This is a genomic window from Wolbachia endosymbiont of Litomosoides brasiliensis (assembly GCF_013366805.1).
In the GTDB taxonomy this organism is placed as follows: Bacteria; Pseudomonadota; Alphaproteobacteria; order Rickettsiales; family Anaplasmataceae; genus Wolbachia.
This window is the reverse complement of record NZ_WQMO01000010.1, coordinates 1-24,404: the sequence shown is the minus strand read 5'-3', so window position 1 is coordinate 24,404 and position 24,404 is coordinate 1. Positions and strand designations below refer to the sequence as shown.

The 24,404-nt window shown below is 33.4% G+C and carries 23 protein-coding genes and 6 pseudogenes; 15 read left to right on the top strand and 14 right to left on the bottom strand.

The annotated features are described in order from the left end of the window. Positions 1-253 precede the first annotated feature (253 nt). A pseudogene (locus GO684_RS06025) lies at positions 254-1,252 on the top strand (IS630 family transposase). Positions 1,253-1,336: 84 nt separating this feature from the next. On the opposite strand, the gene GO684_RS03075 reads toward GO684_RS06025, so the two are convergent. Further along, positions 1,337-1,525, bottom strand: coding sequence for a hypothetical protein (locus GO684_RS03075; RefSeq protein WP_175938813.1), 189 nt, complete (start codon positions 1,523-1,525; stop codon positions 1,337-1,339). A gap of 203 nt (positions 1,526-1,728) precedes the next feature. Here GO684_RS03075 and GO684_RS03070 point away from each other — a divergent pair, with 203 nt between their 5' ends. The 3 genes and pseudogenes from GO684_RS03070 (at position 1,729) to GO684_RS03060 (ending at position 5,675) form a co-directional block, all read left to right on the top strand. After that, a complete protein-coding gene (locus GO684_RS03070; RefSeq protein WP_175938811.1) occupies positions 1,729-2,328 on the top strand; it encodes a peroxiredoxin in 600 nt (199 codons plus the stop codon). Beyond that, positions 2,315-3,268, top strand: a complete 954-nt coding sequence (gene trxB, locus GO684_RS03065; RefSeq protein WP_175938809.1) for a thioredoxin-disulfide reductase — start codon at positions 2,315-2,317, stop codon at positions 3,266-3,268. The genes GO684_RS03070 and trxB overlap by 14 nt, the downstream gene beginning before the upstream one ends. A gap of 1,521 nt (positions 3,269-4,789) precedes the next feature. After that, positions 4,790-5,675: pseudogene (locus tag GO684_RS03060) on the top strand (transposase). 392 nt (positions 5,676-6,067) lie between these two features. On the opposite strand, the gene GO684_RS03055 reads toward GO684_RS03060, so the two are convergent. Further along, positions 6,068-6,442, bottom strand: a complete 375-nt coding sequence (locus tag GO684_RS03055; protein ID WP_175938807.1) for a ferredoxin family protein — start codon at positions 6,440-6,442, stop codon at positions 6,068-6,070. A 77-nt stretch (positions 6,443-6,519) separates the two neighbouring features. Here GO684_RS03055 and GO684_RS03050 point away from each other — a divergent pair, with 77 nt between their 5' ends. The 3 genes and pseudogenes from GO684_RS03050 to GO684_RS05245 all read left to right on the top strand — a co-directional run bounded on the left by GO684_RS03050 (position 6,520) and on the right by GO684_RS05245 (position 7,705). Continuing rightward, positions 6,520-6,660: a hypothetical protein gene (locus GO684_RS03050; RefSeq protein ID WP_175938805.1), complete on the top strand. Its 141-nt coding sequence runs from the start codon at positions 6,520-6,522 to the stop codon at positions 6,658-6,660. A gap of 206 nt (positions 6,661-6,866) precedes the next feature. Continuing rightward, a pseudogene (locus GO684_RS05250) lies at positions 6,867-7,511 on the top strand (DNA-processing protein DprA). Next, positions 7,508-7,705: a DprA-like winged helix domain-containing protein gene (locus GO684_RS05245; protein WP_369408524.1), complete on the top strand. Its 198-nt coding sequence runs from the start codon at positions 7,508-7,510 to the stop codon at positions 7,703-7,705. Before GO684_RS05250 ends, GO684_RS05245 begins: the two are co-directional and overlap by 4 nt. A 345-nt stretch (positions 7,706-8,050) precedes the next feature. Here GO684_RS05245 and GO684_RS05580 read toward each other — a convergent pair whose 3' ends face one another. Further along, positions 8,051-8,179, bottom strand: coding sequence for a hypothetical protein (locus GO684_RS05580; RefSeq protein WP_255419653.1), 129 nt, complete (start codon positions 8,177-8,179; stop codon positions 8,051-8,053). Positions 8,180-8,498: 319 nt separating this feature from the next. After that, positions 8,499-8,582 (bottom strand): hypothetical protein, encoded by an 84-nt coding sequence (locus GO684_RS06135; RefSeq protein ID WP_369408523.1) that lies wholly within the window; start codon positions 8,580-8,582, stop codon positions 8,499-8,501. A 324-nt stretch (positions 8,583-8,906) separates the two neighbouring features. Between GO684_RS06135 and dapE the strand changes: the two genes are divergently transcribed. Next, on the top strand, positions 8,907-10,112 hold the full coding sequence (gene dapE / locus GO684_RS03035; RefSeq protein WP_175938804.1) for a succinyl-diaminopimelate desuccinylase: 1,206 nt from the start codon (positions 8,907-8,909) through the stop codon (positions 10,110-10,112). 59 nt (positions 10,113-10,171) lie between these two features. Here the strand turns inward: dapE and GO684_RS03030 are convergent. Then, positions 10,172-11,118 (bottom strand): annotated as a pseudogene (locus tag GO684_RS03030) (IS630 family transposase). Positions 11,119-11,472: 354 nt separating this feature from the next. On the opposite strand from GO684_RS03030, the gene GO684_RS03025 reads away from it, so the two are divergent. Then, complete coding sequence (locus GO684_RS03025; protein WP_175938802.1) at positions 11,473-12,450, top strand: D-alanine--D-alanine ligase; 978 nt, start codon at positions 11,473-11,475, stop codon at positions 12,448-12,450. Positions 12,451-12,454: 4 nt separating this feature from the next. After that, on the top strand, positions 12,455-13,213 hold the full coding sequence (locus tag GO684_RS03020) for a cell division protein FtsQ/DivIB (protein ID WP_175938800.1): 759 nt from the start codon (positions 12,455-12,457) through the stop codon (positions 13,211-13,213). Positions 13,214-13,421: 208 nt separating this feature from the next. Here the strand turns inward: GO684_RS03020 and GO684_RS03015 are convergent. Then, positions 13,422-14,417, bottom strand: a pseudogene (locus GO684_RS03015) (IS630 family transposase). Between the two features lie 117 nt (positions 14,418-14,534). Between GO684_RS03015 and GO684_RS03010 the strand changes: the two are divergent. Continuing rightward, positions 14,535-15,232 (top strand): annotated as a pseudogene (locus GO684_RS03010) (pyridoxine 5'-phosphate synthase). On the opposite strand, the gene GO684_RS03005 reads toward GO684_RS03010, so the two are convergent. The 3 genes from GO684_RS03005 to rplM form a co-directional block, all read right to left on the bottom strand. Next, positions 15,225-15,536: an HU family DNA-binding protein gene (locus tag GO684_RS03005; RefSeq protein WP_175938798.1), complete on the bottom strand. Its 312-nt coding sequence runs from the start codon at positions 15,534-15,536 to the stop codon at positions 15,225-15,227. The pseudogene GO684_RS03010 and the gene GO684_RS03005 overlap by 8 nt on opposite strands. A gap of 146 nt (positions 15,537-15,682) precedes the next feature. After that, a complete protein-coding gene (gene rpsI / locus GO684_RS03000; RefSeq protein ID WP_175938796.1) occupies positions 15,683-16,129 on the bottom strand; it encodes a 30S ribosomal protein S9 in 447 nt (148 codons plus the stop codon). A gap of 10 nt (positions 16,130-16,139) precedes the next feature. Next, entirely contained in the window at positions 16,140-16,598 is a 459-nt protein-coding gene (rplM, locus tag GO684_RS02995) for a 50S ribosomal protein L13 (RefSeq protein WP_175938794.1), read from the bottom strand. A 127-nt stretch (positions 16,599-16,725) separates the two neighbouring features. On the opposite strand from rplM, the gene GO684_RS02990 reads away from it, so the two are divergent. The 3 genes from GO684_RS02990 (at position 16,726) to GO684_RS02980 (ending at position 19,263) form a co-directional block, all read left to right on the top strand. After that, complete coding sequence (locus tag GO684_RS02990; RefSeq protein ID WP_175938792.1) at positions 16,726-17,961, top strand: TolC family protein; 1,236 nt, start codon at positions 16,726-16,728, stop codon at positions 17,959-17,961. Positions 17,962-17,987: 26 nt separating this feature from the next. After that, positions 17,988-18,581, top strand: coding sequence for a DUF2497 domain-containing protein (locus tag GO684_RS02985; protein WP_175938790.1), 594 nt, complete (start codon positions 17,988-17,990; stop codon positions 18,579-18,581). A gap of 73 nt (positions 18,582-18,654) precedes the next feature. After that, positions 18,655-19,263 (top strand): RlmE family RNA methyltransferase, encoded by a 609-nt coding sequence (locus GO684_RS02980; RefSeq protein WP_175938833.1) that lies wholly within the window; start codon positions 18,655-18,657, stop codon positions 19,261-19,263. Here the strand turns inward: GO684_RS02980 and GO684_RS02975 are convergent. Continuing rightward, positions 19,260-19,907: a heme exporter protein CcmB gene (locus GO684_RS02975; RefSeq protein ID WP_175938788.1), complete on the bottom strand. Its 648-nt coding sequence runs from the start codon at positions 19,905-19,907 to the stop codon at positions 19,260-19,262. The two genes, GO684_RS02980 and GO684_RS02975, sit on opposite strands and share 4 nt — an antisense overlap. Before the next feature lie 107 nt (positions 19,908-20,014). Here GO684_RS02975 and GO684_RS02970 point away from each other — a divergent pair, with 107 nt between their 5' ends. Continuing rightward, positions 20,015-20,398, top strand: a complete 384-nt coding sequence (locus tag GO684_RS02970) for a TraR/DksA family transcriptional regulator (protein ID WP_175938786.1) — start codon at positions 20,015-20,017, stop codon at positions 20,396-20,398. Positions 20,399-20,412: 14 nt separating this feature from the next. Here GO684_RS02970 and gmk read toward each other — a convergent pair whose 3' ends face one another. The 4 genes from gmk to GO684_RS02950 all read right to left on the bottom strand — a co-directional run bounded on the left by gmk (position 20,413) and on the right by GO684_RS02950 (position 23,672). After that, positions 20,413-21,000, bottom strand: coding sequence for a guanylate kinase (gene gmk, locus GO684_RS02965; RefSeq protein WP_175938784.1), 588 nt, complete (start codon positions 20,998-21,000; stop codon positions 20,413-20,415). Between the two features lie 52 nt (positions 21,001-21,052). Further along, entirely contained in the window at positions 21,053-22,843 is a 1,791-nt protein-coding gene (locus tag GO684_RS02960) for a pentapeptide repeat-containing protein (RefSeq protein WP_175938831.1), read from the bottom strand. A 43-nt stretch (positions 22,844-22,886) separates the two neighbouring features. Continuing rightward, the gene (locus GO684_RS02955) at positions 22,887-23,174 is read right to left on the bottom strand and encodes an ankyrin repeat domain-containing protein (RefSeq protein ID WP_246228210.1); all 288 of its coding nucleotides are present in this window, start codon (positions 23,172-23,174) and stop codon (positions 22,887-22,889) included. Between the two features lie 240 nt (positions 23,175-23,414). Continuing rightward, the gene (locus GO684_RS02950; RefSeq protein ID WP_175938782.1) at positions 23,415-23,672 is read right to left on the bottom strand and encodes a hypothetical protein; all 258 of its coding nucleotides are present in this window, start codon (positions 23,670-23,672) and stop codon (positions 23,415-23,417) included. Positions 23,673-24,404 lie beyond the last annotated feature (732 nt).

Sequence of the window (24,404 nt, the reverse complement as noted above, 5' to 3'; positions counted from 1 at the left end):
ATGTTAGCCATAAATACTCAAGAAATTTATTAAAGCAAGGAAAGGGCAAAAGATCTCCGTTTAATATTTATTTTCTGTATTGGAACTTTTTTAAGCGCTAAATGCTGCAATTTATACCAATTCTTACTGTTGGCAAGTCAAATAAGTGACATTGTAGAGCTGTTCAATCAATTCCTACTGTACAAGTAACGTATAGACAACAATGAAAAAGAAGCCATATTGAAGCAAGCAAAATAGCGAGGTTTAAATGACAATGACATTGAAATCAAAATCATTACATGAAAAAGTTGTGGAATCAGCAAAGGAAGTACTGAAGAAAGTACAAAATAACGCATACGTTGCAAAAAAACTAAATGCTGTAATTGCAGCAAAAAAGTACAGTATAACAGGACGTAGTAAAAATATGTTGCATTTTAATAACAGCACTAACTGTATGAATAAAGTACTTAAAATTTGGAAGAGAAAAAAACGTTTGCTCCCTCTCAATGTTGTGGGAAAACTAGATTAAATCAGAGTTAATTTGAACAAGTTGAAGTATAGATACAAGAAAACCCCAATATTACTATTAAGAAATGAGATAAGAATTCAGGAAAAACTTGGCTTGAATGTCATCAAATTCACAGTATATCGTAATATGCAAAAATGAAATTTTCGTATATTACGTCAAGACCAACTCGCAATAAATAAGACAAAGGTAGACAGAAAGAGTTTTTTAAAAAACTTAATTGAGACTATTGATAAGCATCCTGAACAGGAATTATTTTTATTCGATGAATCACAGATTGGCACACATTCGAAAGTTGGACGCAGGCGGTTTAAAAAGGGCGTTAGAATACAGGTTGAAAGTAAAATTATGTAGACAAAACTTTTACCCCTGCGGTAAAGTTAACCCTAGAAATGGAAAGCCCAGCTTGTTTGCACCGAATGTCAACACTGATTGTATGAATATATCTCTTGAACAAATGCCGCAATATTTAAGAACACAAGAAGCCCTTCCTATCATGTATGCGCTAATTAGCATAAGTAAAAAAATTTTAAATTACCTAAAAATATCGAGATCATATACCTACCACCATACTCACCCGAGCTCAATCCTATTGAGAGACTTTGGTTGTATACAAGACAGAATATTTTACATAATAAAGTCTATAATATAATTGCCTTGCTTAAGAGCACTTTGTGCAAATTTATTACCTCTCTTTCTCACTCCACAATTAAACAACTCTGCAATGTCACTTATTCGACCTATTAATAATGAGAATTGATATCATTTCTTTAATGGTAATATTAAGGTTTTCTTGTATCCATATTTCAACTTGTTCAAATTAACTCTGATTTAATCTAGTTTCTCTACAACCTTGAGAGGGAGTAAACATTTTCTTCTCTTCCAAATTTTAAGTGCTTTATTCATGCAGTTAGCACTGTTATTAAAATGCAACATATTTTTACTACGTCCTATTATACTGTGCTTTTTTACTGCAATTACAGCATTTAGTTTTTTTGCAACATATGCGTTATTTTGCACTCCTTCAATATTTCTTTTGCTGACTACACAGCCTTTTCATCCAACAATTTTGATTTCAGCGTCATTTCAACCTTTTCCATTATTATCTATTCGCTCCTTAATACAGTGGGAATTGGTATTAGACGGGCAAAGCTAAAGAAAACTTGCATGCAAACTTCTCAAAGAGTAAAATTAAAGATATTTTAAAATGAACTAGGTTAATTATGAATCTTGTAACAAAATCTGCTATCGATTTTACTGCTCCAGCTGTTCTTCCTGACGGAGAAATAGTTGATAACTTCTGTCTGAGTGAGCACATAAAAGGTAAATATGCTGTCCTTCTTTTCTACCCACTTGATTTTACTTTTGTTTGTCCAACTGAATTGATATCATTAAATAATAGAATAAGTGAGTTTGCAAAGCGTGATATTGAAGTAATGGGAATAAGTGTAGATTCAAAATTCTCACATTACCAATGGCGAAAAACTTCAGTTAGTGATGGCGGTATCGGAGAAATTAGCTATACTTTAGTGTCTGATATCAAAAAATCTATATCAAGAAACTATGGAGTATTATATGATGACTCAGTTGCACTGAGGGCAACTTTTGTTATTGATGATAAGTTTATTGTGCGTCATCAATCAACAAACGATTTGCCTTTAGGGCGTAATATAGATGAATTTATTAGAATTGTTGATGCAATTAAACATAACGAAGAGTATGGTGAAGTGTGTCCAGCTGGGTGGAAGAAAGGCAAACCAGCAATGCAGGCAAGTGATGAAGGAGTGGCTGATTATCTAAACTCATACAGTGAAGAATTATAAGTTTGGTACAAAAGTTCTTATTATTGGGTCTGGAGCAGCTGGTTACGCTGCTGCTATATATGCAGCACGTGCAAATTTAGAACCAATTCTAGTAACAGGGATGCAGCCTGGTGGTCAGCTTGCGATTACTACGGATGTTGAGAATTATCCTGGTTTTGTTTCAATACAAGGTCCAGAATTAATGGAACAAATGAGGTTGCATGCAGAAAAGATGGGAGCAAAAATAGTAGACGACGAAATGAAGAGTGTTGAGCAGCTTGAAAATAATGAGTATAGATTTAGGTCTTCTGGTAATATCAATAACTACTATTCCAATGCAGTTATAATTGCAGTTGGTGCACAAGCAAAGTGGCTTGATTTGGAGAGTGAAAAGAAATTTCAAGGTTACGGAATTTCAGCATGTGCAACTTGTGATGGTGCATTTTTTAGGAACAAGATTGTAGCTGTGGTTGGCGGCGGAAACACCGCCGTTGAAGAGGCAATATTCTTAACTAGATTTGCTAAAGAAGTTACATTAATACACAGGCGCAATAAATTGAGAGCGGAAAAGATAATGCAAGACAGGATCTTTGCGAATAAAAAAATAAAAGTCATATGGAATCATGCCATAGAACAAATTCTTGGAGAAGAGAATCCAAAGAAAGTTACTGATGTTATAATTAGATCAACGGAAACTGATAAAATCCAAGAATTGAAAGTGGATGGGGTATTCATTGCAATTGGGTACACACCAAATACAGGTGTTTTCAAAGGTTTTGTTGAAATGGATGAGCAAGGCTATATAATTACAAAACCTGGAACAACTTTAACTAGTAGAGCAGGGGTATTTGCTGCAGGTGATGTTCAAGATAAGGTATATCGCCAAGCAGTGGTTGCAGCAGGCACAGGGTGCATGGCTGCACTTGATGCAGAGAAGTTTCTAGAATGCGCAAGTGAGTAAAGAGTTAAAAAATAGGAAATGTACAAGATCACTTTTTAAAGAAGAAGGGGAGATTCATCGCTATTTTCTCTTTATTGTTATATGGTGATATGTAGATTGTTGCAGTAGGTTTGATATGCACAGCAATAGGACAGGTACTACTGGTTATAAAAGCTATTTCAGGCTATTGATAATGAAAATTTAGAAGATTTTAAACGGGCTATAGCAGAAGGCGCTAGCGTTAATGCATTTGATAAAGAAGGTGTGACATCTTTGATGTCTGTTGCCAACACCCTATAGCTAGCAATAATAGTCCACACTAAAAGAAATGACTAAATTGCTTATACAAAACAGAAATATCGATATTAACACTCAAAGTAAGCAATTTTTATTATAAGCAAAGACAGAGGAGAGACCAATTTGGGTGTCTGATATATTTATTTTGTGATCAAGAAGTAGCAGAGGTACGGCCAGGTTATTACAGATACTGTAATAATGACCAAGTTGTAAATAGTGTGAACGATCAAGGTGAGCATGTATACTTAAGTCACTTATACGATGGTATAGTGGAGTCTATTAAAACTTTTAATATGAAAAAAATACAGCCTTGCATATTACTTGCTAGCCTGGAGCTAAGGACATAGTAAAAATGTTATTTACGCACCAAGATATAAAACTGATATTAGAAATTATGAATACAGGGCCCTCTAGGCCGTACTGCAAGAGGATTTAAGAACACAATAAGATTAAAATTTGAAAAAGCCAAGAAGGAAACGATTATTGAATGCTCTATATAGCAGAAGCATTTATCTAGTGAAAACTCTATTGGACGCAAAACTTAACCATAATTGCTGAAGAAAAGCCTCAAATGGAGAAATAGAAATACCACTTGGTTCAGTCATCAAATCTTGTTTAGAGGGCATAACACAAGATAAGCAAGAAGTATTGATAAAACTATAAAGCATAAAGATCTAGACTTTAGTCAAATAAAGTCAATACCTGCAATATAGCGTAATATACAATTGAAGCAAATAATTGAACGAGCTATTACAGAACGATTAACCGATGCTATTAGTAGAAAAAATTTAGATGATGTAAAAAATTAGTAGAAGGTAATTGTTTCATGAACCATGCAATTGTTACCGCTTTATTGAGTAATGTTGATGATCCAATAGGATCTACTACAAACTCTCTAGTGCAGAATTTCCTACAAGTGCAGCGTAACATTTGGCAAGTACAAATGATATAACGATAGGTTTTGAACAGTTTTGTGTGAGAGTTTGCAGATGAACTTAAAAACATAAAAGCTCAATCTAAAGAAAAAGAGCAAGAGCTGAGGTTGTTGCATGAAGGAGTGATTAAAACCAGCAGAATTTCACAATTAGAGAGAGGCTTAAAACGAGAAATGGTGGATCAACGAGCTCAAATAACTCGACTCATACCGATTCCCACTGTATAAGGAACGGATAGGCAGTAATGGAAAAGAAGCCACACTAAAGTAAGTAAAATAGCGAGGTTTAAACGGTATTAAGATCAAAATCATTGGATCAAAAAGTCGTAGAATCAGCAAAAGAAATTCTGAAGGAAGTGCAAAATAACGCATATGTTGCAAAAGAACTAAATGCTGTAATTGCAGAAAAAAAAGCATAGTATAACAGCCACAGCAAAAAATATGTTGCTTTCAAAAACAGCACTAACTGCATGGATAAAGCACTAAAACTTGAAAGAGAAGAAAAATTGTTTACTCTCCCCAACGTTATAGAAAAACTAGATTGAATCAGAGTCAATTTAAATAAGTTGAAGCATAAATACAAGAAAACCATAATATTACTATTAAAAAAATAAGAACAAGAATCCAGGAAAAATTTGGCTTGAACGTCAGCAAGTCTAATAATAGACAAAAAATGAAGTTTTCGTATATTACGCCAAGACCAATTCACAATAAACAAGACAAAGGTAGACAAGAAGAGTTTAAAAAAACTCAATGAAACTATCGGTAAGTATCCCGGACAAGAGTCATTTTTCTTTAATAAATCACGGTTTGGCACACATTCGAAAGTTAGACATGGATGATTAAAAAAAGGTGTTAGAACACGGGTTAAAGTAAAATTAGGTAAAAAATTTTTATCTCTATAGTGCAGTTAATTCTAGAAATAAAGCCTTTCTTATCGTGGATTGTGCTAGTCAGCATAAGTCAAAAATTTAGAGGTACCCAAAAATACCGAGGTTATATACCTACCCCCATATTTACCTAAGCTCAATCCTATTGAGGGATTTCGGTTGTATATTATAGAACATTTTGCGCAATAAAGGCAATAATACAATTGCTTTGCTTAAAAACGCTTTGTGCAAATTTATTATCTCTCTTTCTCACTCCACAATTAAACAACTCTGCAATGTTACTAGACCTGCTAACAATGAGAACTAGTATAGAATTTTATAATATTTCATGTTGTTCTGATATAAGGTCAGTATCAGTGTCAAGAAAGACATAATTAAAAAAGTGGCAGGGGGTTCTTCTGATAATATAAATGAAACTAATAAAAAAATGATAAACAAAAGACTAGGAATATTAAGTGGTCAACTATATGCGTTGCAACACGTTTAGTGACTTTTGCGTAGTTTGTACTTTAACAATTCATTTTATCCCCCATATGATCTCCTAATATATTTATTAACAAGTTAAATAGCAGTAAAATTTCTATATCACTCAACCTGTTCTCAAGTTAATATTTGTATTCTGTCAAGAGCAGAAATAACATAATTACCATCAGCAACCAAACCATTAAGGTGCAAGAAGTTTTTTCTCCTTCAGTAACATTATTCTAGATTTTCATCAAAGTAGGCTATTTTGTCTTTTTTTTCTTTATACTCTTCTGCAGCATGGAAAGGTTGCTTTTTAGCTGTGATATTTGACCATTTTTGTGAATATTCTATATTTATGTTGTAAAATAATTTGAGGGTTTTTTGTTCGTTGCTCAATAACTCTTCATCTAGTCCTAAAATATCTTTTATAGAATCGTCGGCTACGATTGCATCTACTGGACATTCAGGTATGCACACTCCACAATCAATACATTCATCAGGATTGATTACGAGCATGTTTTTACCTTCATAGAAACAATCAACAGGACACACTTCCACACAATCCGTATATTTGCATCTTATGCATTTATCTGTAACAAAATGTGTCATAAAGCACTACATATTTATAATCTTGGGTATACTAAACTAATAAGAAATTCAAGTCTTTTGGTTATATTATAATTTAAATGCCGATAAGTATTGGGTATTTTTTAAGTAATTGGAAGAGCATCCTTTCATTAAAGATAAGCAAATTGGATAATGAGGAGTTGGAAATATGGCCAAGCCTAGCTAGAACTTCGGAACTGACAAAGTTTTTGGCATGCTAAAAATGCATAAGTCATTGGACGAAGCGTTAAAATGTTTTAATGGGCGCACAATGATAAAAAGGTATATAGCATCCAGGATACGCAAAAAGAAATCAAATGGTACGGAAAAAATTGGGCTACAAAATCATGCCTGCATGTGATCCAAATTACCTGACATTTTAAGAAATATACCAGGTTGTTCCCATGTAACAACTGCGCTTGGTGACGTGCCATTATTAAGCCGCGAGATGATTACAATAATTGGTGGACGTAACTCCTTAGTAAATGGAAGAAATTTCGTTAGTAAGTCGGCACTTGATTTAAGCGAAGCTAGTTTTGTTATTGTATCTGGAGTTGCAAGAGAAATACACACTGCGGCGAACAGCGTAATATACAAAAATCACCCAACCATTGCTGTCACAACGAGCGGAACTGATGTAGTCTTGTATCCAAGAGAAAATTTTTAATCTACACAAGAAAATCACTGAAAATGGCGGATTAGTAATTACTGAGCTTCCGTTTGCTATTAGACTAAAACCTTAATTTTTTCACAGAAGAACTGGATTATATCTGGCCTATCACTAAGTGTAACGGTAATTGAAGTATTGAAAAGTTCTGGTTCTATAGTAACAGCAAATTTTGCTTTGGATCAGGAAAGGAAAGTATTTACGGTTCATGGTTTTCCTCTAGATTTGTGGTCTAGTAGTAGCAATTATCCAATTAAGGACGGTGCTAAACTTATCGAATCCGCTGATGACATAATAGAGAGGGCAAGGTTTAATTTACTTCCTTGGCAAAAAGCCTGTTTAATATTGAACATTGTCCTATTAACTAAAAACAAGAAAAATTACAACAAACAAGATCTGTTATAGTTAATAATATTAACTCTGTCCCCATCGATATAGATAAGCTCATCTTAACAAGTGGGCTATCCACCAATTTGACTCTAATCGCTCTCTTAGAGCTGGAGTTAAAAAGCAAAATAAAGCGATCAATAGGGAACAAAGTATCAATGATTTTTTTAATTGTTTTAGCTATAACACTTTACTTTCTTTTAAGTAGTTAGCTAAGTCAAGATAAGGTAAATCTATCTCTTGTTGCAAATGCAAGATCTACTACTTTGCAATATTGCTTCTTTGTTCTAATTGAGGTGCTCTGGTAAATATGTAATTTACAGATCTTCAAATATTTTCTACGGACATTTTGCAAGTAATAAATTTTGTTTGATTAAACTGGAAACATTACTCTAACTCCTTATAATAGCTCTCTTTGATTTTCTGCTGCAAAAATTTTTTTTGTTCTAGAATTTTTGTAAATTCAGTATTACCAAAACATTTAACTATACGTTCTATATCTAGAGTAGTTGGCTTGACTGACGGGATTTTGTATTGATAATATTTTCCCCTGTAAATTAGCCATGGCAATCGTTGCAACGGCAATTTTTGCCACGGAGTGAGAAGTAGTCTTTCATTACCAATTTCCCCATTACGTGAGCTATCACATGCTCTCCTTGACTCGCAGAATAGCTACTTTTTGACATTGCCATTTCAAGGCCTGAACCCTAAGTCTTCCATAAGTAATAGGACCACTTTTTTCCTCTTTTAGCAAACACTAGATACTCTCTTAGCAAAATTTTGCTCCAGATCACGGACGAATGTAAAAGGTAATTCATTATGTGCCAAGTAACAGGTGAAATAGTAACACTTAGTTTGCACTGTTGGAACGACAGATGAAATCTGCAAATTTACTTAATGTAAGACGCGATGGTACATTGATGATTATATCGATGTCGATGTACACTGCCTTGAAAAGATGTGCTTTAAACAGTTCTTTATATCCATCTACTAATATTGAAATACTTATAGAAGATACCCATTCATAGAGGTAGCTATTGAAAAAAATATATAGGCTTTACCCTCTAGGTGGCTTGCGCACTTACAGATATCATTAACAGTGCCACTATCGAATGCGACTACTATCTTCTGCTTTATTTATGACTGAATTTGTGATATCAGAGAAGGCGGTAGAGTTGCAAGGAATGATTAAATTGGGAGTTTTATTGAGTACGTTTTTATTTAAAAGATCTGTTGTATTTTTATCTGCAACTAGAAAAATACCATTTCTTTATTATGTGCATGTTTTATAGATATTGTCTGCAAGACAATGATCTGTTATTACTATAGAGGTTTGTCTAGTTTAATGTAATATTTGTTTCAAATAATACATAAAATATTTACAACATAGTAATATCAGTATTTTAAGATGACATGAAAATTGACCCTGTAGAGCTAACTAAAGAATTAATCTCCCTTAAGAGTATAACACCAAGAGACGATGGAGCAATAGAGCATATAGCAGCAATCCTCAAGAAAAGTGGTTTTAACTGTGAGATTTTAGAGTTTGGTGACAATAAAACTAAAGTTAGAAATCTTTATGCAAAGTATGTAAACGGGGTGCAAAACTTGTGTTTTGCAGGTCATGTTGATGTTGTATCACCAGGTCAATTAAAAGGTTGGACATCCGATCCGTTTATTCCAGAAGTTAGGAATGGAGTGTTGTATGGAAGAGGAGCAACTGACATGAAAAGCGGGGTAGCTGCATTTATTACTGCTATGGTAGATTTAGTTGCAGAAAAGTTTCGGTTCAACGGTTCGATAAGTGCATTAATTACCAGTGCTGAAGAAAGCACAGAAGAATACGGAACAAAGGCGGTTTTGAAATGGATGGAGAGTAAGCACAAGAAGATAGATTATTGTGTAGTCGCCGAACCAACCAGTAGTGAAAAGTTAGGCGATACTATAAAAATAGGCAGAAGAGGTTCTGCAACATTTGAGTTAATTTGCCATGGGAAACAAGGACACGTTGCTTATCCGGATCTAGCGGACAATCCAATATATAAGATGATATCAATATTGAATAGAGTAAAAGATACTACCTTTGACAGTGGTAATAAATATTTTCAGCCTTCAAATTGCGAAATTACTACTATCGATGTTGGAAATAATGCTGACAATGTAATACCTGATTCAATAACTGCAAGTTTCAACATTCGATACAATAATATGCAAACACCTGATAGTTTATATAAGTTGATTGATGAAATATGCTCCAGTGTGACTAACGATTATAAACTCTCTATGCATAGCAGCAGGGGCGCTTTTCTTTCTACTCCCGATAGAAATACTGATATTATGCTTGATGCAATAAATAGAGTTACCAATATCGATGCTGTGCTGACCACAAGTGGTGGCACATCTGACGCTGCATTTATTAAAGATGTTTGTCCAGTGATTGAATTTGGGATGATTAATAAAACCTCGCATCAGGCAAACGAGTGTGTATTAGTAAGCGATATACACAAATTAACAGCTATATATAGGGAATTTATAAAAAACTATTTTTACCCCACTAACAGGATATTAAGTCAGATCAATGTGGTTGGCAATATACCTGATCGCCTATTATTAGCTTAAGTGTATTTTAGGCAGAGAGGCAGCTAATTTGGAAAAGATCCTTATACCAATTCTCATCGTTAGTGGATTAAATAAGCAACATTACAGGGCTGTTTAATTGCAAAGTGAGAAAGAAAAAAGGTAATAAATTTGCACAAAGCGTTTTCAAGCAAAGCAATTATATTATAGACTTTATCGTGCAAAATATTCTGTTTTATATACAGCCAAAATCTCTCAACAGGATTGAGCTCAGGTGAGTATGGTGGCAGGTATATAATCTAGATATTTTGGGGTACCTTTAAGTTCTTTAACTTATGCCAACTAGCACAACTTACGATAAGAAAGGCTTCTTGTGTTCTTAAACATTGCAACCTTTGTTCAAGAAATATACTCATACAATCAGTGTTGGCATTCGGTGCAAATAAGCTAGAACTCTTTTCAGTCCTAGAATTAACATGCACTGTAGAGATAAGAATTCGGTCTACCTAATTTTACTTTAACCTGTATTCTAACACCTTTTTAACTACCCTTGTCCAATTCTTGAATGTGCACCAAACCACGGTTCATCAAAGATGAATAATGCTTGTTCAGGATACTTACCAATAGTCCCATTAAATTTTTTAAACTCTTCCTGTCTATCTTTATCTTGTTCATTGTGAATTGTCTTAGCGCAATATATGAAAACCTTATTTTTTACATATTACATGTACTTAGACTTGCTGACACTCAAGCCAAATTTTTCCTGGATTTTTATTCTCATTTCTTTAATGGCAATATTAGGGTTTTCTTGTATCCATACTTCAACTTGTTCAAATTGAACCTGATTCAACCTAGTTTTTCTATAACGTTAAGGGAGAGTAAACAATTTTTCCTTCTCTTCCAAGTTTTAGTGCTTTATCCATGCAGTTAGTGCTGTTTTTGAAAGCAACATATTTTTTGCTATGGCTGTTATACTATGCTTTTTTTCTGCAACTACAGCATTTAGTTTTTTTGCAACATATACGTTATTTCGCACTTCCTTCAGCATTTCTCTTGCTGATTCTACGACTTTTTGATCCAATAATTTTAATCTTAATGCCGTTTAAACCTCGCCATTTTACTTACTTTAGTGTGGCTTCTTTTCCATTACTGTCTATCTGTCCCTTGCACAGTGAGAGTCTGGTATGAGTACACCTCTGAATAGTTAGGTTGACTCCTCATCAGGCTTAATCTTTACGATTATAATACTAACTTTTATATGCACAATATTTAACCGACGCAAGCAGTTTTTTCATGATAAAGTTGCAAGGACAATAGCACTAAACCATAAATCTTCAAGATAATTTCTCTTCTGTTTACAAAGTTCGTATATGTAGTTATAATTAATAAAGTTCTTCTAAAAGTGCTCATGGCCCCAACTATAGCAATTTTAAGTGGTGGATTTTCTCATGAAAGAGAAATATCACTGATGAGCGGGAAAGCAGTAAAAAAAGCGCTTGATAGCCTTTCATATAATGCAATAGAAATAGACGTTGACAGCAACACTGCTGAAAAGCTTAAAAAAATTAATCCTGACCTTGCTTTTATTGCTCTACATGGGCCTTATGGCGAAGATGGCTGCATCCAAGGTTTATTGGAGATTTTAGGTATAAAATATACACACTCCGGGGTTATGGCTTCGGCTATTGCTATGAATAAAGCAATGTCTAAGCATATATTCCGATCTCTCGGTATTGATACCCCAAAAGGGTACATAATTAGTCGAGGAGACATACTAAAAAACAATATTAAAATTGATTATCCGTATGTTTTGAAACCCACTAATGAAGGTTCAAGCATTGGAGTTCATATAATTTTCTCGCATGAGGATTATTTAAAATTAAAAAACATACTTAATGTTATTCCAGCGCATGACACTGGAATTCAGAAAGAAGAACCAATTTGGACAACAAAACATTCTATAACCATAGAAGAATATATACCAGGCATAGAGTTACACACTGCTGTGTTGCTAGATGAAGCAATTGGCACTATGGAAATAAGACCAAAAAACAAATTTTATGACTATGAAGCAAAATACACAAACGGGTTTGCAGAGCACATATTCCCCGCTGAAGTTCCTGACAATATATATGACATGACCTTGGAACATGCATTGAAAGTTCATCGATTTCTAGGATGTAAAACTATCTCTCGCTCAGATTTTCGTTATTGTCCTAAAGATAATACTCTGAAAATGCTTGAGATTAATACACACCCTGGCTTTACTGAATTATCGTTAGTGCCAGAAATTGCAAAATTAACAAAAGGAATTAATTTTAATGAATTAGTCAAGATTATCATTAAAGATAGTCAACAGCACAAAAATATTAGAGATTAAGTAAATGTTGGACAGTGTTACTAGAAGCCAAAGGAGTTTCTTGCGTAAGTGTGCTTTAGTTATCATAATAGCACTCTTTCTTACGTTGCTATTCTATAGCTCACTTGATAAAATCATAAGTCGATTTAAGCATTATCTCACTTGGTGTAATGACTGTTTATCTAGTCTACTATTCAGCAGTGGATTGTCAATCGATAAAGTAGTTATAACTGGCAATAAACTTACAAATGAGAAGGACATTTTAAATTTAGTAAACAAAACTCAACCAATTATATATATATCACTTTCAAAACTTGCTGATAGAATACAATCCGCAAGCAAATGGATAAAACACGTAAGAATTCACAGAATTTTGCCTAATATTCTATACATTAATGTAGATGAACATAAACCGTTTGCCCTATGGAAAGATAACAACAAAACTTCAGTAATTGATTCCGAAGGTAAAGTGATTGTAGACGATTACCCTACAGATAACTTTATCGTAATTACAGGACAAAATGCACTATCAAACTTAAAATTTATTAGAGATATACTAGAAAGCAAAACTCAGTTAAGTGATTACATTTCTTCTTGTGTTTATGTAAAAAATAGAAGATGGAACATTATACTTGATAACGTCTCCATAGTAAAACTGCCTGAAGATAATCCTCATAGCGCATGGGATTATTTAAATCACTTACAAAATACAACCAATTTTACTTTTAGCGATTGGAGTATAATTGATATGCGTGTTATTGATAAAATATTCGTAAAGAGGTAATTTTGCTCCTCTCTCATCATCCAAACTTCATGCGGCAACGCTCCTATGATGTTACCTTAGCGTTACGCGCTACTATCCCCGGTGGACTCAAATTTACAAGCATCAAGAAATTTACTTAACAGGAAAAAGGCAAAAGAAGCATGGTTAATATCTATCTAAAAACATAGGCATTTTTTTATGTTTTAAATACTTATACTAACTCTCATTGTTAGTAGGTCAAATAAGTGACATTACAGAATTGTTTAATTGCGTGGTGAGAAGAGAGGTAATAAATTTGCACAAAGCGCTCTTAAGCAAAGCAACTGTGTATTATAGACTTTATTACGCAAAATGTTCTGTTTTATATATAACCAAAGTCTCTCAATAGGAGAGGTCAGGTGAGTTGGTGGCAGACATATAATCTCAATATTTTTCACCTTTAACCTTTTTGACTTATACTAACTAGTACAATCCATGACAAAAAAGGCTTTTTGTGTTCTTAAATATTGTAACATCTGTTCAAGAAATACATCCATACAATCGGTGTTGACATCAGGTACAAACAAGCTAGAATTCCCTCTCTTTCTAGGATTAACTGCACTGTAGAGATAAAAATTTTTTTTACCTAATTTCACTTTAATTTGCGTTCTAACGCCCTTTTTAAATCACCTGTGTCTAACTTTCAAATGTATACTAAACTGCGATTCATCAAAGATAAATAACTCTTGTCCAGGATGCTTACCAATAGCCTCATTAAGTTTTTTAAACTACTTCCCATCTACCTTTATCCTGCTCATTGCGAATTAGTCTTGGCGCAGTATACAAAAACTTCATTTTTGCATATTATCGTGTACTGTAGACCTGCTAACACTCAAGCCAAATTTTTCCTGGATTCTTATTCTCATTTCTTTAATGGTAACATTAAGGTTTTCTTGTACTTATACTTCAACTTGTTCAAATTGACTCTGATTCAATTTAGTTTTTCTACGACGTTGATAAGGAGCAAACAATTTTTCTTTTTGTCCAAATTTTAGGTACTTTATTCATGCAGTTAGTTCCGTTCTTGAAATGCAATATATTTTTGCTATAGCCGTCATACCGTGCTTTTTTGCTACAATTACAGCCTTAGTTTTTTTGCAACATATGCGCTATTTCGCACTATTTTCAGCATTTCTTTTGCTGATTCTACGACTTTTTCATCAACAATTTTGACTTTAAATGCCATTTAAACCAGCTATTTTACTTACTTCACTATGGCTTCTTTTCCATTATTGTCTATCAGTTCCTTATACAGTGGGTTGACATAACATGTATATTTATTAAGTAACTTATGTAGTAAATCATAAAACTAGGCGTTAATACCGACCATGTTGTAACCCCTCACAACGCACATGGAACTCCTTATCTAGCTTTCATTGAAAGCTGCAGAGTCATTAACGCAGGAGCAGACTTTACATCGTACACTTACGAGAAGATAGAAGGCATATCAGAGGCGAAGGTATGTTCAATCTAAAAAAGCACTAACTGAGCCAAGCCTTAAAATTGCAGCCATGGAAAAAATATTTGAAATAGCAAAAGAGATAAAACCTATTCGATTAACATAGCGCCAGAAACAAAGAGAAGGATTAATAATCTAAGGTAGTCTGGACATAATTAACATGCACAACAAACTTTCTAGTGTAGAAGAGACGCATAGCTTTATGCATAAAGGTTCCATTGTTTGTTAATCCAAATATTAATCAACTAAAATATCTTAAAAAGTTAGAAACAAAGCCTGGTATAGCAGAAATCTACACAGGAGATTACTGCAATAATCCATTAGAAGAAAAACTAAAATTAATTACCAATGCTACAGACTATATGAATAAACTAGGAATAGAATGCCATGCAAAATACAGCACAACTTATAAACACGCTCAAAAGACGAAAAAATACCTCACATTTCAGCTCTTAACATAAGCCACTTCTTTAATCAGCAAAGCTATACTTGACAGGTTATACAGCGTAGTAAAAACAATGAAGATGATAATATCTAACTAACTACTTCTTCTTTCTCCTTATTTAAAATACTTAAAAGAGTCTGGCTTGCCTTAAACTTCACTCTTGTCTTTTGAGGAACAGTCATGATTTCACCATTCTGAGGATTGCGACATTGTTTTTCCTGGCTTATAGCAGTAGAAAATGTGCCTATTCCATGCAGGCGTATTTCACCTTCCTCATCTAATTTACCCTTTATTATTTTCATAAGCGCATCAAAAACCTTGCTCAAATCAGACTTTGTTATTTCTACATCTTGACTAGAACAAGCTAGCTTTAACTTATTTATTATGTCTTCTTTACTCATAAATTACCTTAATATTGAAAAAAATTACACAAACAGCATATTATGTTCATACCGATAGTCAACTAAATTTATCACGAAAAGAATATACTATACATTTTTTTTAACATTCGTACAATATACACAAAAAAAATATCACTACAAAATAATTATCTCTTAGAAAATTGATATTTTGCCCGAGCTCCACGTTGGCCATACTTCTTACGCTCTTTAACACACGAGTTTCGTGTTAAGTAACCACTCTTACGCAAGACAGAATATAAATCTTGGCTTATTTTACTTAAAGCTCTGCTTATTCCATGAGCTAATGCACCTGCTTGACCAGATAGCCCTCCACCTTTTACAGTTGCAAACACATCACATCTACCTAGCATAGACGTTACAATAAGTGGCATTTTCACTACTTGGCACACTGATTCTCTCTTAAAGTAAGAGAGCAGCTTGTCTTTCTGATTAACACTAAATTTTCCACTTCCTGGTTTTATCCATACTCTTGCCGTAGATTCTTTTCTTCGGCCTGTAGCATACAAACGACAAAACAAATCAATTGCTGGTTTAGCTACCTTTTTTGATTGATTTACTACAGAACTTTCCATTCTCACTCCATTATTTTTTATTTTTACGATTTAAAGAAGCAAAATCTATCTTTTCAGGCTGTTGTCCTTGATGCTTATGCTCTGGGCCAGAATAAACATATAAATTCCCAAAGCGTTTACGTGCCATAGGACCATCATCAAGCATCCTTTTCACCGCCATTTTTATTACACTCTCAGGAAACTTACCATTTAGAATATTAGCTGGGGTGGTTTTTTTTAAACCACCAGGGTAACCTGTATGCTTGTAGTAAACTTTCTCTTTAAATTTTTTCCCGGTAAAATGCACCTTCTCTGCGTTGATGATAATTACATTATCGCCACAATCCATATGAGGCGTATATTCAGGTTTATGCTTTCCACGCAATAGCGTTGCTACAAATGCCGCAAGTCTTCCTACCACTAATCCCTCTGCATCTATAACAAACCATTTTTTATTAATTTGTCTCTCTTTTAGGAAAAAAGTCTTCATTACTCCAACTGAACAATACAAGCTATGATACACTTAATTTCTAAGCAGTCAATAACATTAGTTATTGATTATTAAAGCAATTCATGCTAGTAACTTAGCTACACAGCCAATATACATAGGAGTAGTAATGTCTCGTTTGATTATTGCACTTGCAGCCATTTTTAGTACTGTAAGTTGCTATGCAATTGACCTTGAAGAAGCTGTAAATAAAGCCATTAAAAATAGTTCAAGACTCAAATCTCAATTTTACCAATATAAAAGCGCTGAAAAACACTATAAATCTTTAGGATTAGCTGGGTTTCTACCAGATATTAATTTGCGATACAACTTTGTTAGCAATTTTAATATTATCAACAGTACACAAAACCCCCAAGAACTCCTTGCATTAAGTCAGAGAATAATAGATGGAGGCGGTGCTTTTGCTACATTCAGTCAATCAAGCCACCTTCTCAAAGCAGCAAAAATTCAATTTCAAAAGTCAAAGCAAGAGCTTGCACTTAATGCCGTGAAGGTATACGTTGACGTTCTACGAAGTAGAGCAATATTACAGCTTAAAGAGCACAAAGAACGTGTCTCCTTGGAAAATTTGTCAGATGCAAAAAAACGTTTTTCTCTTGGGGAAGTGACAAACGCTGAAGTTTCGCTGGCAAAAGCAAAATTTTCATCTTCAGTGTCAGAAAGAGTAGATGCCGAAGGCAAATTAAAATCGGCAAACACTGCTTACTTTCACTTAATTGGGGAAGACCCCGATGAGCTTTCTGAAGCTAGTGATAAATTACCTTCTGTTCCAGAATTAAATGAATGTTTACAGTTAGCAAGAACCAACAATCTATCTTTGAAAACAGCAGTTTACCAAAAAAAAGCAGCAGGAATGGGAGTATTTGCCGAAGCTTCTAAGTGGCTACCTTCTCTGCACCTTAGCATAAATAAAATTCTTGACATAAAAAATATCAACATCAAAAAGCCCTTAGAAGGTGCTAGTCTTGCTCTCACTCTCGATATTCCAATTTTTAAAAGAGGAACAAATGCTTTTGGCATCAGTAAAGCTAGAATGGATGCAAAAAAATCCACTTACGATTATTATGAGACAGTGAAAAACATAGAGCAAATGGTTGTAAACGCTTGGAATGATGTGTTAACAGCAAAGGCTATCATTAAAGCAAGTCAAGAGGCTGAAAAAGCAGCATCCCTAGCATTGGAAGGGGTTGAACAAGAAGTAAGTTTAAACTTAAAGAGTACAACTGACCTTTTATATACTGAAGACACGTTATTTAAAGCGCGTTCAGACTTAGTTAAAGCGCAAAGCAATTATGTGATTAGTGTTTATAATTTACTTTTTATAATAAATAGTATAAATCTCTAAATTTAATGGTATTAATATCATGAATAATGAACAAAGCAATTAATCTATATAAAGATATCCTAGAAGATATAAAAAAAGCTATATCTGGTAAAAGCCCAAGGGACGATGCAATGAAAACAGAAGATGCAGTAGAAATAGTAAATGAGAAGGAAGAGGACGATATTCTATGCCCTGAGGAGGAGTATTTAGAAGATTCAGGAGAAGATAGCAAGGAGCAGAATAACGAAAAACAAGATATCAACAATGATCAGCAGAGCGAAAAAATAGTTCCTAATAATACTCAATTTAATAACCACAACTATAGCCCACAGGAAGAAAAGAACGTCCGTTTGTATAACAATACTCAAATAGGTAACAACAAAGTGAATAACAGTGATTTACAAACGCAAAATAGTGATCACCTAATTTTAAAAGAGAACATGGCAGAGATTAAAGAGCTGCTTAAAAAAATGCAAAACGAATTACAGCATAAACAACAAAAAAAATCAAACCTCACTATTAAAGAATTAGTTACATCTCTTTTAAAATCTCAGTTATCAGAGCGGCTAAATAAGTACCTCCATACATTGGTAAAAGAAGTAGTCGAAAAAGGGCTCAAAGATATCATCAATAATAAGTGATTTTTACAAGGTGTTAGCAATAAAAACTAGAGTAAAAACAGCTAAAGGCAGAAAACTATCCTCAACAAGGTGGTTGCACCGTTATTTAAATGACCAGTATGTACAAAAAACTAATAAAGATGGTTATAGATCACGCTCGGCATATAAGTTGATAGAAATAGATGATAAATTCAAATTACTCCAAGCAGGACAAAAAATTATTGACCTTGGTGTTTCTCCTGGTGGATGGTCACAAGTTGCATCTCAGAAAGGTGCAAAAGTAGTTGCTATTGATATAAAGCCAGTAAACTCAATTAATGGAGTGGAACATATACAATGTGATATCAATGAACTTGAAACCTTAAGGGAAAGATTTAAAGATCAAAAATTTGACGTAATTTTATCTGATATGGCACCAGAATCTTGCGGGTTAAAATCTCTGGACCATATTAGAATTATGCTTTTATGCGAAGCAGCATTGAACTTTGCAAAACATTTTCTAAATCATGGTGGTAAGTTTGTAATAAAAATCTTTCAAGGAGAATCTGACAAAAACTTTTATAACGAATTAAAAAAAATGTTCAAAACAGTAAAATACTTTAAACCAAAATCAAGTAGATCTGAATCTACAGAAATGTATTTGGTAGGTTTAGATTTCATTAGTAACAATCCCCTATATAAGAGCAATGGCAAAACTTTTTAATCCTGCTCTACAGCAAATTTCAATGCCATATGAGTAGCTATAGTGCTATTAACCATTAGAATGGCAAAGATTAAAGCAGTAATAAATAACATATGAATACTTAAGAATAAACTTTCAAAATGAACTAGTAACTTGAAGTATATAAATGTTGGCATTATAGTCGGCAAAACAAGAATTTGTGATATTCCTAATGTTAAGTCATTTCGACCAACCATTAATGCATTTCCAGTAGCTGAGATACTAACTATTATCAGTGCATTAAGTAATAAAGATAAGCCTACTGCTATTGAGCGTTCAATGCTATCACCTAGAACTATAAGACTAAATATGGAAGAAATCACTGAGATTGGCAGCCCGAACAATAACCAGTGGATAAAAATTTTATAAGCAATTATAAGCCTAGAAGAAAATGGCTGTATAAAGATTTGCTCTAATATTCCGTCATGATAATCAGAGATAAATAAATTACTTGTAGAGGCTTGCAAGATAAGCGTAACGCATATCCATATTAACGTTAACATGACTTCTTGCTTACTGTTGCTTTCAAGTGCAAATGAAGATAGACTTAACATTATAATAAAAATACATATCGTATAGACAAAATTCTTACTATTTACCGCTAGTCTTCCTATTGAGCCAATCATACTAGTCTTTTAAATGTTTATTATAAATTATAATGTCTAATTTTAGATAGCATAATTTCTTTACTCACAAATTATACATAATTTATTAATTAATTAATAATGTAATTATGAAAGAGTCATCAAAAACAAAATTACCAAAAAGTTACACTCCTTCAGAAGATGAAGAATACATGAGCATAAAACAGTTGGAATACTTCAACTTAAAGTTAGAATCAATGCTTGCTGAGCTAGAAAAGCAGGAACTAGAAGATAGTGCATACTATTCTGACGAAGACGGTGGAAATGAAAAATTAATCAAGCGCAGAAAAGATAAAAAAGAAAAAATCAAGGAGGCGTTAGAAAAAATAAAACTAGGCACCTATGGCTACTGTAATAGAACAGGGGAAGAAATAGGAGTCGCAAGACTTAAAGCCAATCCGCTTGCTGTATATTGCATTGAAGAGCAAGAGAGATTAGAAAAGGAAAAGAACGTATATAACACTGATGACTAACTGCATATAGTTATCTAAACTCCCGATCTTTTAAGTCTTTCTTTATCTAATATAGAGCCTATCTCTTCTACACTCTTATCAATATCATCATTGATTACTACATAATCATATTTATCGCACTTGCTCACCTCTTTTTGAGCTTCAGCTAATCTACGTTCTATTTCACTTGCACTGTCACTATTACGTTTTCGCAAACGCAACCTAAGCTCCTCCATTGAAGGAGGAAGTATAAAAATACTTACAACTTTTTCCCTCATAAGCTCAAACAAATGAAATGCTCCTTGCCAATCTATACTTAGCAAAACGCTCATTCCATTGCTCAGATTCTGTTCTATAAAACTTCTCGGTACGCCATAAAAATTTTCAAAAACTCTGGCGTATTCAAGCATTTGACCAGCTTTGCATAATGCATGAAATTCTTTCTTAGCAACAAAAAAATAATCTTTTCCATTTATTTCACCGGAACGAGGTTTGCGTGTAGTCATAGAAACCGATCTAACTAGGTTAGTCGATCGCCCAAGTAATCTCTCTAATATGGTAGTTTTGCCAGCTCCAGAAGGAGAAGACAAAACCAATAACACACCTTCATTCTCTATAGTCATTTTCCTCTTCTAAGTACAAGTTAACAAGCACACTACAAAGTTCTTCATTTAATTAGGACTTCACATTTTCTAATATGGCACTTTTTAAATCAGATTTTAAAAAGCTAGAATGATCTAAATTAGAACCAGATAAATTGGTACCAATAAGAGAAGAATTATTAAAAATAGCATAACGTAAATCTGATTTTCCAAGGTTCGCTTTATCTAAATTAACATTTATAAACTTCGCTCTACTCAATATCGAATTAGAAAAATCCACATTTCCTAGATTCATATCCTTAAACTCAAAATAAGAATAATTTACATTAAACTTTTTACCCTGCAATATCTTTTCTTGCAACTTCTCAATTGAAGTTATAGCACCTTCCAAGCCAGCAAGTTTCTCTTGTCCTTCATTATCAATCAAAATCGAATGATCAAACTTACAATCTACTAAATGAGCATCAACAACTGAGCCTTTGTATATGCTGGAAGAATGAAAAGATGTACCACTGATCGTTGAACTACTGAAATTGCTAAGAAAAAAACTGGTTTTCTTAAAGGCACTATCACGAAATAAAGAAGATTCAAAGTCATTTTCAACAAAATTTGAACTAGTTACTTTTAAATTAGACCAGCTTGAATTACTCGCTATTAAATTAAAAAACGTTGAGTTTTCTATCTCACTAGAATCGATGCTATTGTAAAAAAGTCTACTATTATAAACTTGAGAGTCTCTTATTTTTACCCTATACATCGAAGTTGAGGAAAGGTCTGTACCTTCTATCTTCGCAGAGATAAATAATGAATGGTCAAAAAACGAACCATTCATGTTAGAATGTGCAACTCTAGCATCACGAAACTCTCCATGGCGAACGTCAGAATCAGAAACATCAACCTGATGTAGCTCACTAAAACTAAAATCAATATTAGATAAATCAGCATCTTGAAAACTGACTTCAGAAGCATATGAATGTTTTATTTTGGAACCATTCAATATAGATTGAACAAAACTTGAATTATCACTATTTACATAAGAAATTTGAGTTTTGCTTAAATTAGTTCCATCAAAATTGCTATCAATTATAGTAGAAGAATTAAGGCAAACATTAGAAAGATTGCTGCCTGTAAAGGCTGATTCTTTTATTTCAGTGCCATATACATTAGCATTTTCTAATGAGGAAAATTGTATTTTCAGTTTATATGAATCCACTCCAAAAAAATTCGCATTATCAAGATTGCTTCTTTGCACAACAGTATTGTTTATTTCACTATCACTAAAATTTACATAGCCCATATTTGAATCTAATAAGCTGGAAAAACTCATTTTCACATCTGAAAAATTAGTATGCAAACCGGTCATACTGTGCATTCTCACGTTTTTGAGGTCAGAGCTGACAAACTCAGCACAACTAACATCAGACTGATCAAATATAATATCTATCAAATTTGCAGAAACAAATTTTGCAAAACCTAAATTCGTATCTTTTATTTTTATACCTCGCAAATTAGCATTAGAAAAATTAGCCCCACGCAAATCAGAATTAATAAAGGATACACCTGATAAATCAGTATGGGAAAAATCAGCACCAATTAGACTTACTCCATTAAAAATAGATCCATTGAGGTACAATTTACTGAAATCCGCTCCATTTAAATTAGAGCCAAAACCTTTTCTAAAATCCTCTTGAATACCTTCCTTGTGGCACTGCACTAGAAATTTAGCAAAGTCTTTTTTACTGTAAGACACATACTTTATCTTATGTAAAGTATCTAAAAAATCACCAACTGAATTTTTTGCATCATTTGCTTCATTTCCGTAACACAAATAACCAACTAAAATTAATATCAAAAATCTAATCATTTGCTTAGTCTTTATTGCACTGTAATTCATTATCTTTTTATCCTCACGGCCTAATCATACATTTGGCTTTCATCATTATCTTCTCCTTATGTTCTAAAAGATATGGCAGTATTTCAGCAATTGCATTTATTATATCAACTTGTCCTCTCTCAATTGCTATATCAATAGGAGATTGAAAATTATTATTAACCACTTTAGGATTAGCACCCCGTAATAAGAGAAAGCGCATTATATCTATCTCACCTTGTTTAACTACATAAATTAGAGGAGTATCCCCAAGTTTATCTCTAAATTTTAATATTTCTTGAACTGCCAACCCAAACTTTTCCAACTTATTTATTGTTCCTCTTAAACAAACTAAGTTATTCTTTTTAACACAAAAAAAAGCTGTTTACTATGGTCATCAATAAACATAGTTGCCGGAAGATGCTCATTAAGGTTATCACATTGTCGCCTATATATTGACTTACTTTGTGCATTTCTATGATACCATTCCTTTATTGGTTCTTTACCTAGCTTTATCCATTTTTGTAAACTCTCCTTTTCCTCTTGTTTGCTTTCTCCGTATTTCTTAGTGATAGGTCTTTCTCGATTTTTTCCATTGTGGTCCCCAGTTACCTTTTTTACTTTTTCTCTTCATTACCTGACCTTCCCCATTTTCTTTTTTCTTCTTCAACGATTGACTTACATTACTTTCCGAAGGCTCACTTTCCTCTACATCAACCTTTTTATTAACCTGTATATTCTTCTGTTGGTTAGTTATATCTTTACTGAAATTAACACTTAAAGACTTTGTTTTTACATCTCCTTTCACTTCCTCACTGGCCACATCCGGTAAATATTGAGCAGATCCGTCCGTACTCTTTCCGGCAGGTTATTACCAAGGCTTGGTAAACCTTTATCAATTTTTTCATTTCTACCATAATTTCCTTAACCACAAGGATTTCGCTCCCACCGTGTTGCAATTTTTTTATTGGTCATTCCTTGGGTCTTGGCACCTTGTGTTCCTTTAGCATTCAACTTATCTACGTTTGTAGAATCACTTTTGAAAGATTCTAGCTCGTTTCCTTGCCGGATTGTATTTTTTAGTAAATCTCGCTTCAGATTCGCTCTTATACCTAACATCTTAATGCACAGAACCAACTGACTTATCTATATCAACTTCTTTTTCTTTAGCTAGCAAATCTTGTTTTAGACCTTTCTTTACACATACATTTTCATGTACAGAACCAACTGACTCATCTGCATCAGTTTTTTTCTTTCAACTTGCTCCACAGCAAATAGGTTTAGTGATCCAAACACAATAAATAATAGTATAAAGTACGAAACACTTCTCATAAATACTCCAGGCATAGGCTTAATTAAGATGACACTATAATCAAATAATTAATCTATAGTAAAACTAACATAAGAAACGAAGAGCAATTAATACCAATTTCCATTGTATAAGAAACAGGTAAACAACAATGGAAAGGGCCATGCTGAAGTAAGTAAAATAGCGAGTTTAAATAGCGTTGAAATCGAAATCATTAGATGAAAAAGTCGTGGAATCAGTAAAAGA

Excerpts from the sequence above, each read along its gene's own strand:
- GO684_RS03070 (WP_175938811.1), top strand. The coding sequence starts at position 1,729 with ATGAATCTTGTAACAAAATCTGCTATCGATTTTACTGCTCCAGCTGTT.
- rpsI (WP_175938796.1), bottom strand. The coding sequence starts at position 16,129 with ATGGAAAGTTCTGTAGTAAATCAATCAAAAAAGGTAGCTAAACCAGCA.
- GO684_RS02970 (WP_175938786.1), top strand. The coding sequence starts at position 20,015 with ATGAAAGAGTCATCAAAAACAAAATTACCAAAAAGTTACACTCCTTCA.
- GO684_RS02990 (WP_175938792.1), top strand. The coding sequence starts at position 16,726 with ATGTCTCGTTTGATTATTGCACTTGCAGCCATTTTTAGTACTGTAAGT.
- GO684_RS02975 (WP_175938788.1), bottom strand. The coding sequence starts at position 19,907 with ATGATTGGCTCAATAGGAAGACTAGCGGTAAATAGTAAGAATTTTGTC.
- GO684_RS02985 (WP_175938790.1), top strand. The coding sequence starts at position 17,988 with ATGAACAAAGCAATTAATCTATATAAAGATATCCTAGAAGATATAAAA.
- rplM (WP_175938794.1), bottom strand. The coding sequence starts at position 16,598 with ATGAAGACTTTTTTCCTAAAAGAGAGACAAATTAATAAAAAATGGTTT.
- GO684_RS05580 (WP_255419653.1), bottom strand. The coding sequence starts at position 8,179 with ATGTCAAAAAGTAGCTATTCTGCGAGTCAAGGAGAGCATGTGATAGCT.
- GO684_RS03020 (WP_175938800.1), top strand. The coding sequence starts at position 12,455 with ATGTTGGACAGTGTTACTAGAAGCCAAAGGAGTTTCTTGCGTAAGTGT.
- gmk (WP_175938784.1), bottom strand. The coding sequence starts at position 21,000 with ATGACTATAGAGAATGAAGGTGTGTTATTGGTTTTGTCTTCTCCTTCT.
- GO684_RS02960 (WP_175938831.1), bottom strand. The coding sequence starts at position 22,843 with ATGATTAGATTTTTGATATTAATTTTAGTTGGTTATTTGTGTTACGGA.
- GO684_RS03050 (WP_175938805.1), top strand. The coding sequence starts at position 6,520 with ATGCCGATAAGTATTGGGTATTTTTTAAGTAATTGGAAGAGCATCCTT.
- dapE (WP_175938804.1), top strand. The coding sequence starts at position 8,907 with ATGAAAATTGACCCTGTAGAGCTAACTAAAGAATTAATCTCCCTTAAG.
- GO684_RS03055 (WP_175938807.1), bottom strand. The coding sequence starts at position 6,442 with ATGACACATTTTGTTACAGATAAATGCATAAGATGCAAATATACGGAT.
- GO684_RS03005 (WP_175938798.1), bottom strand. The coding sequence starts at position 15,536 with ATGAGTAAAGAAGACATAATAAATAAGTTAAAGCTAGCTTGTTCTAGT.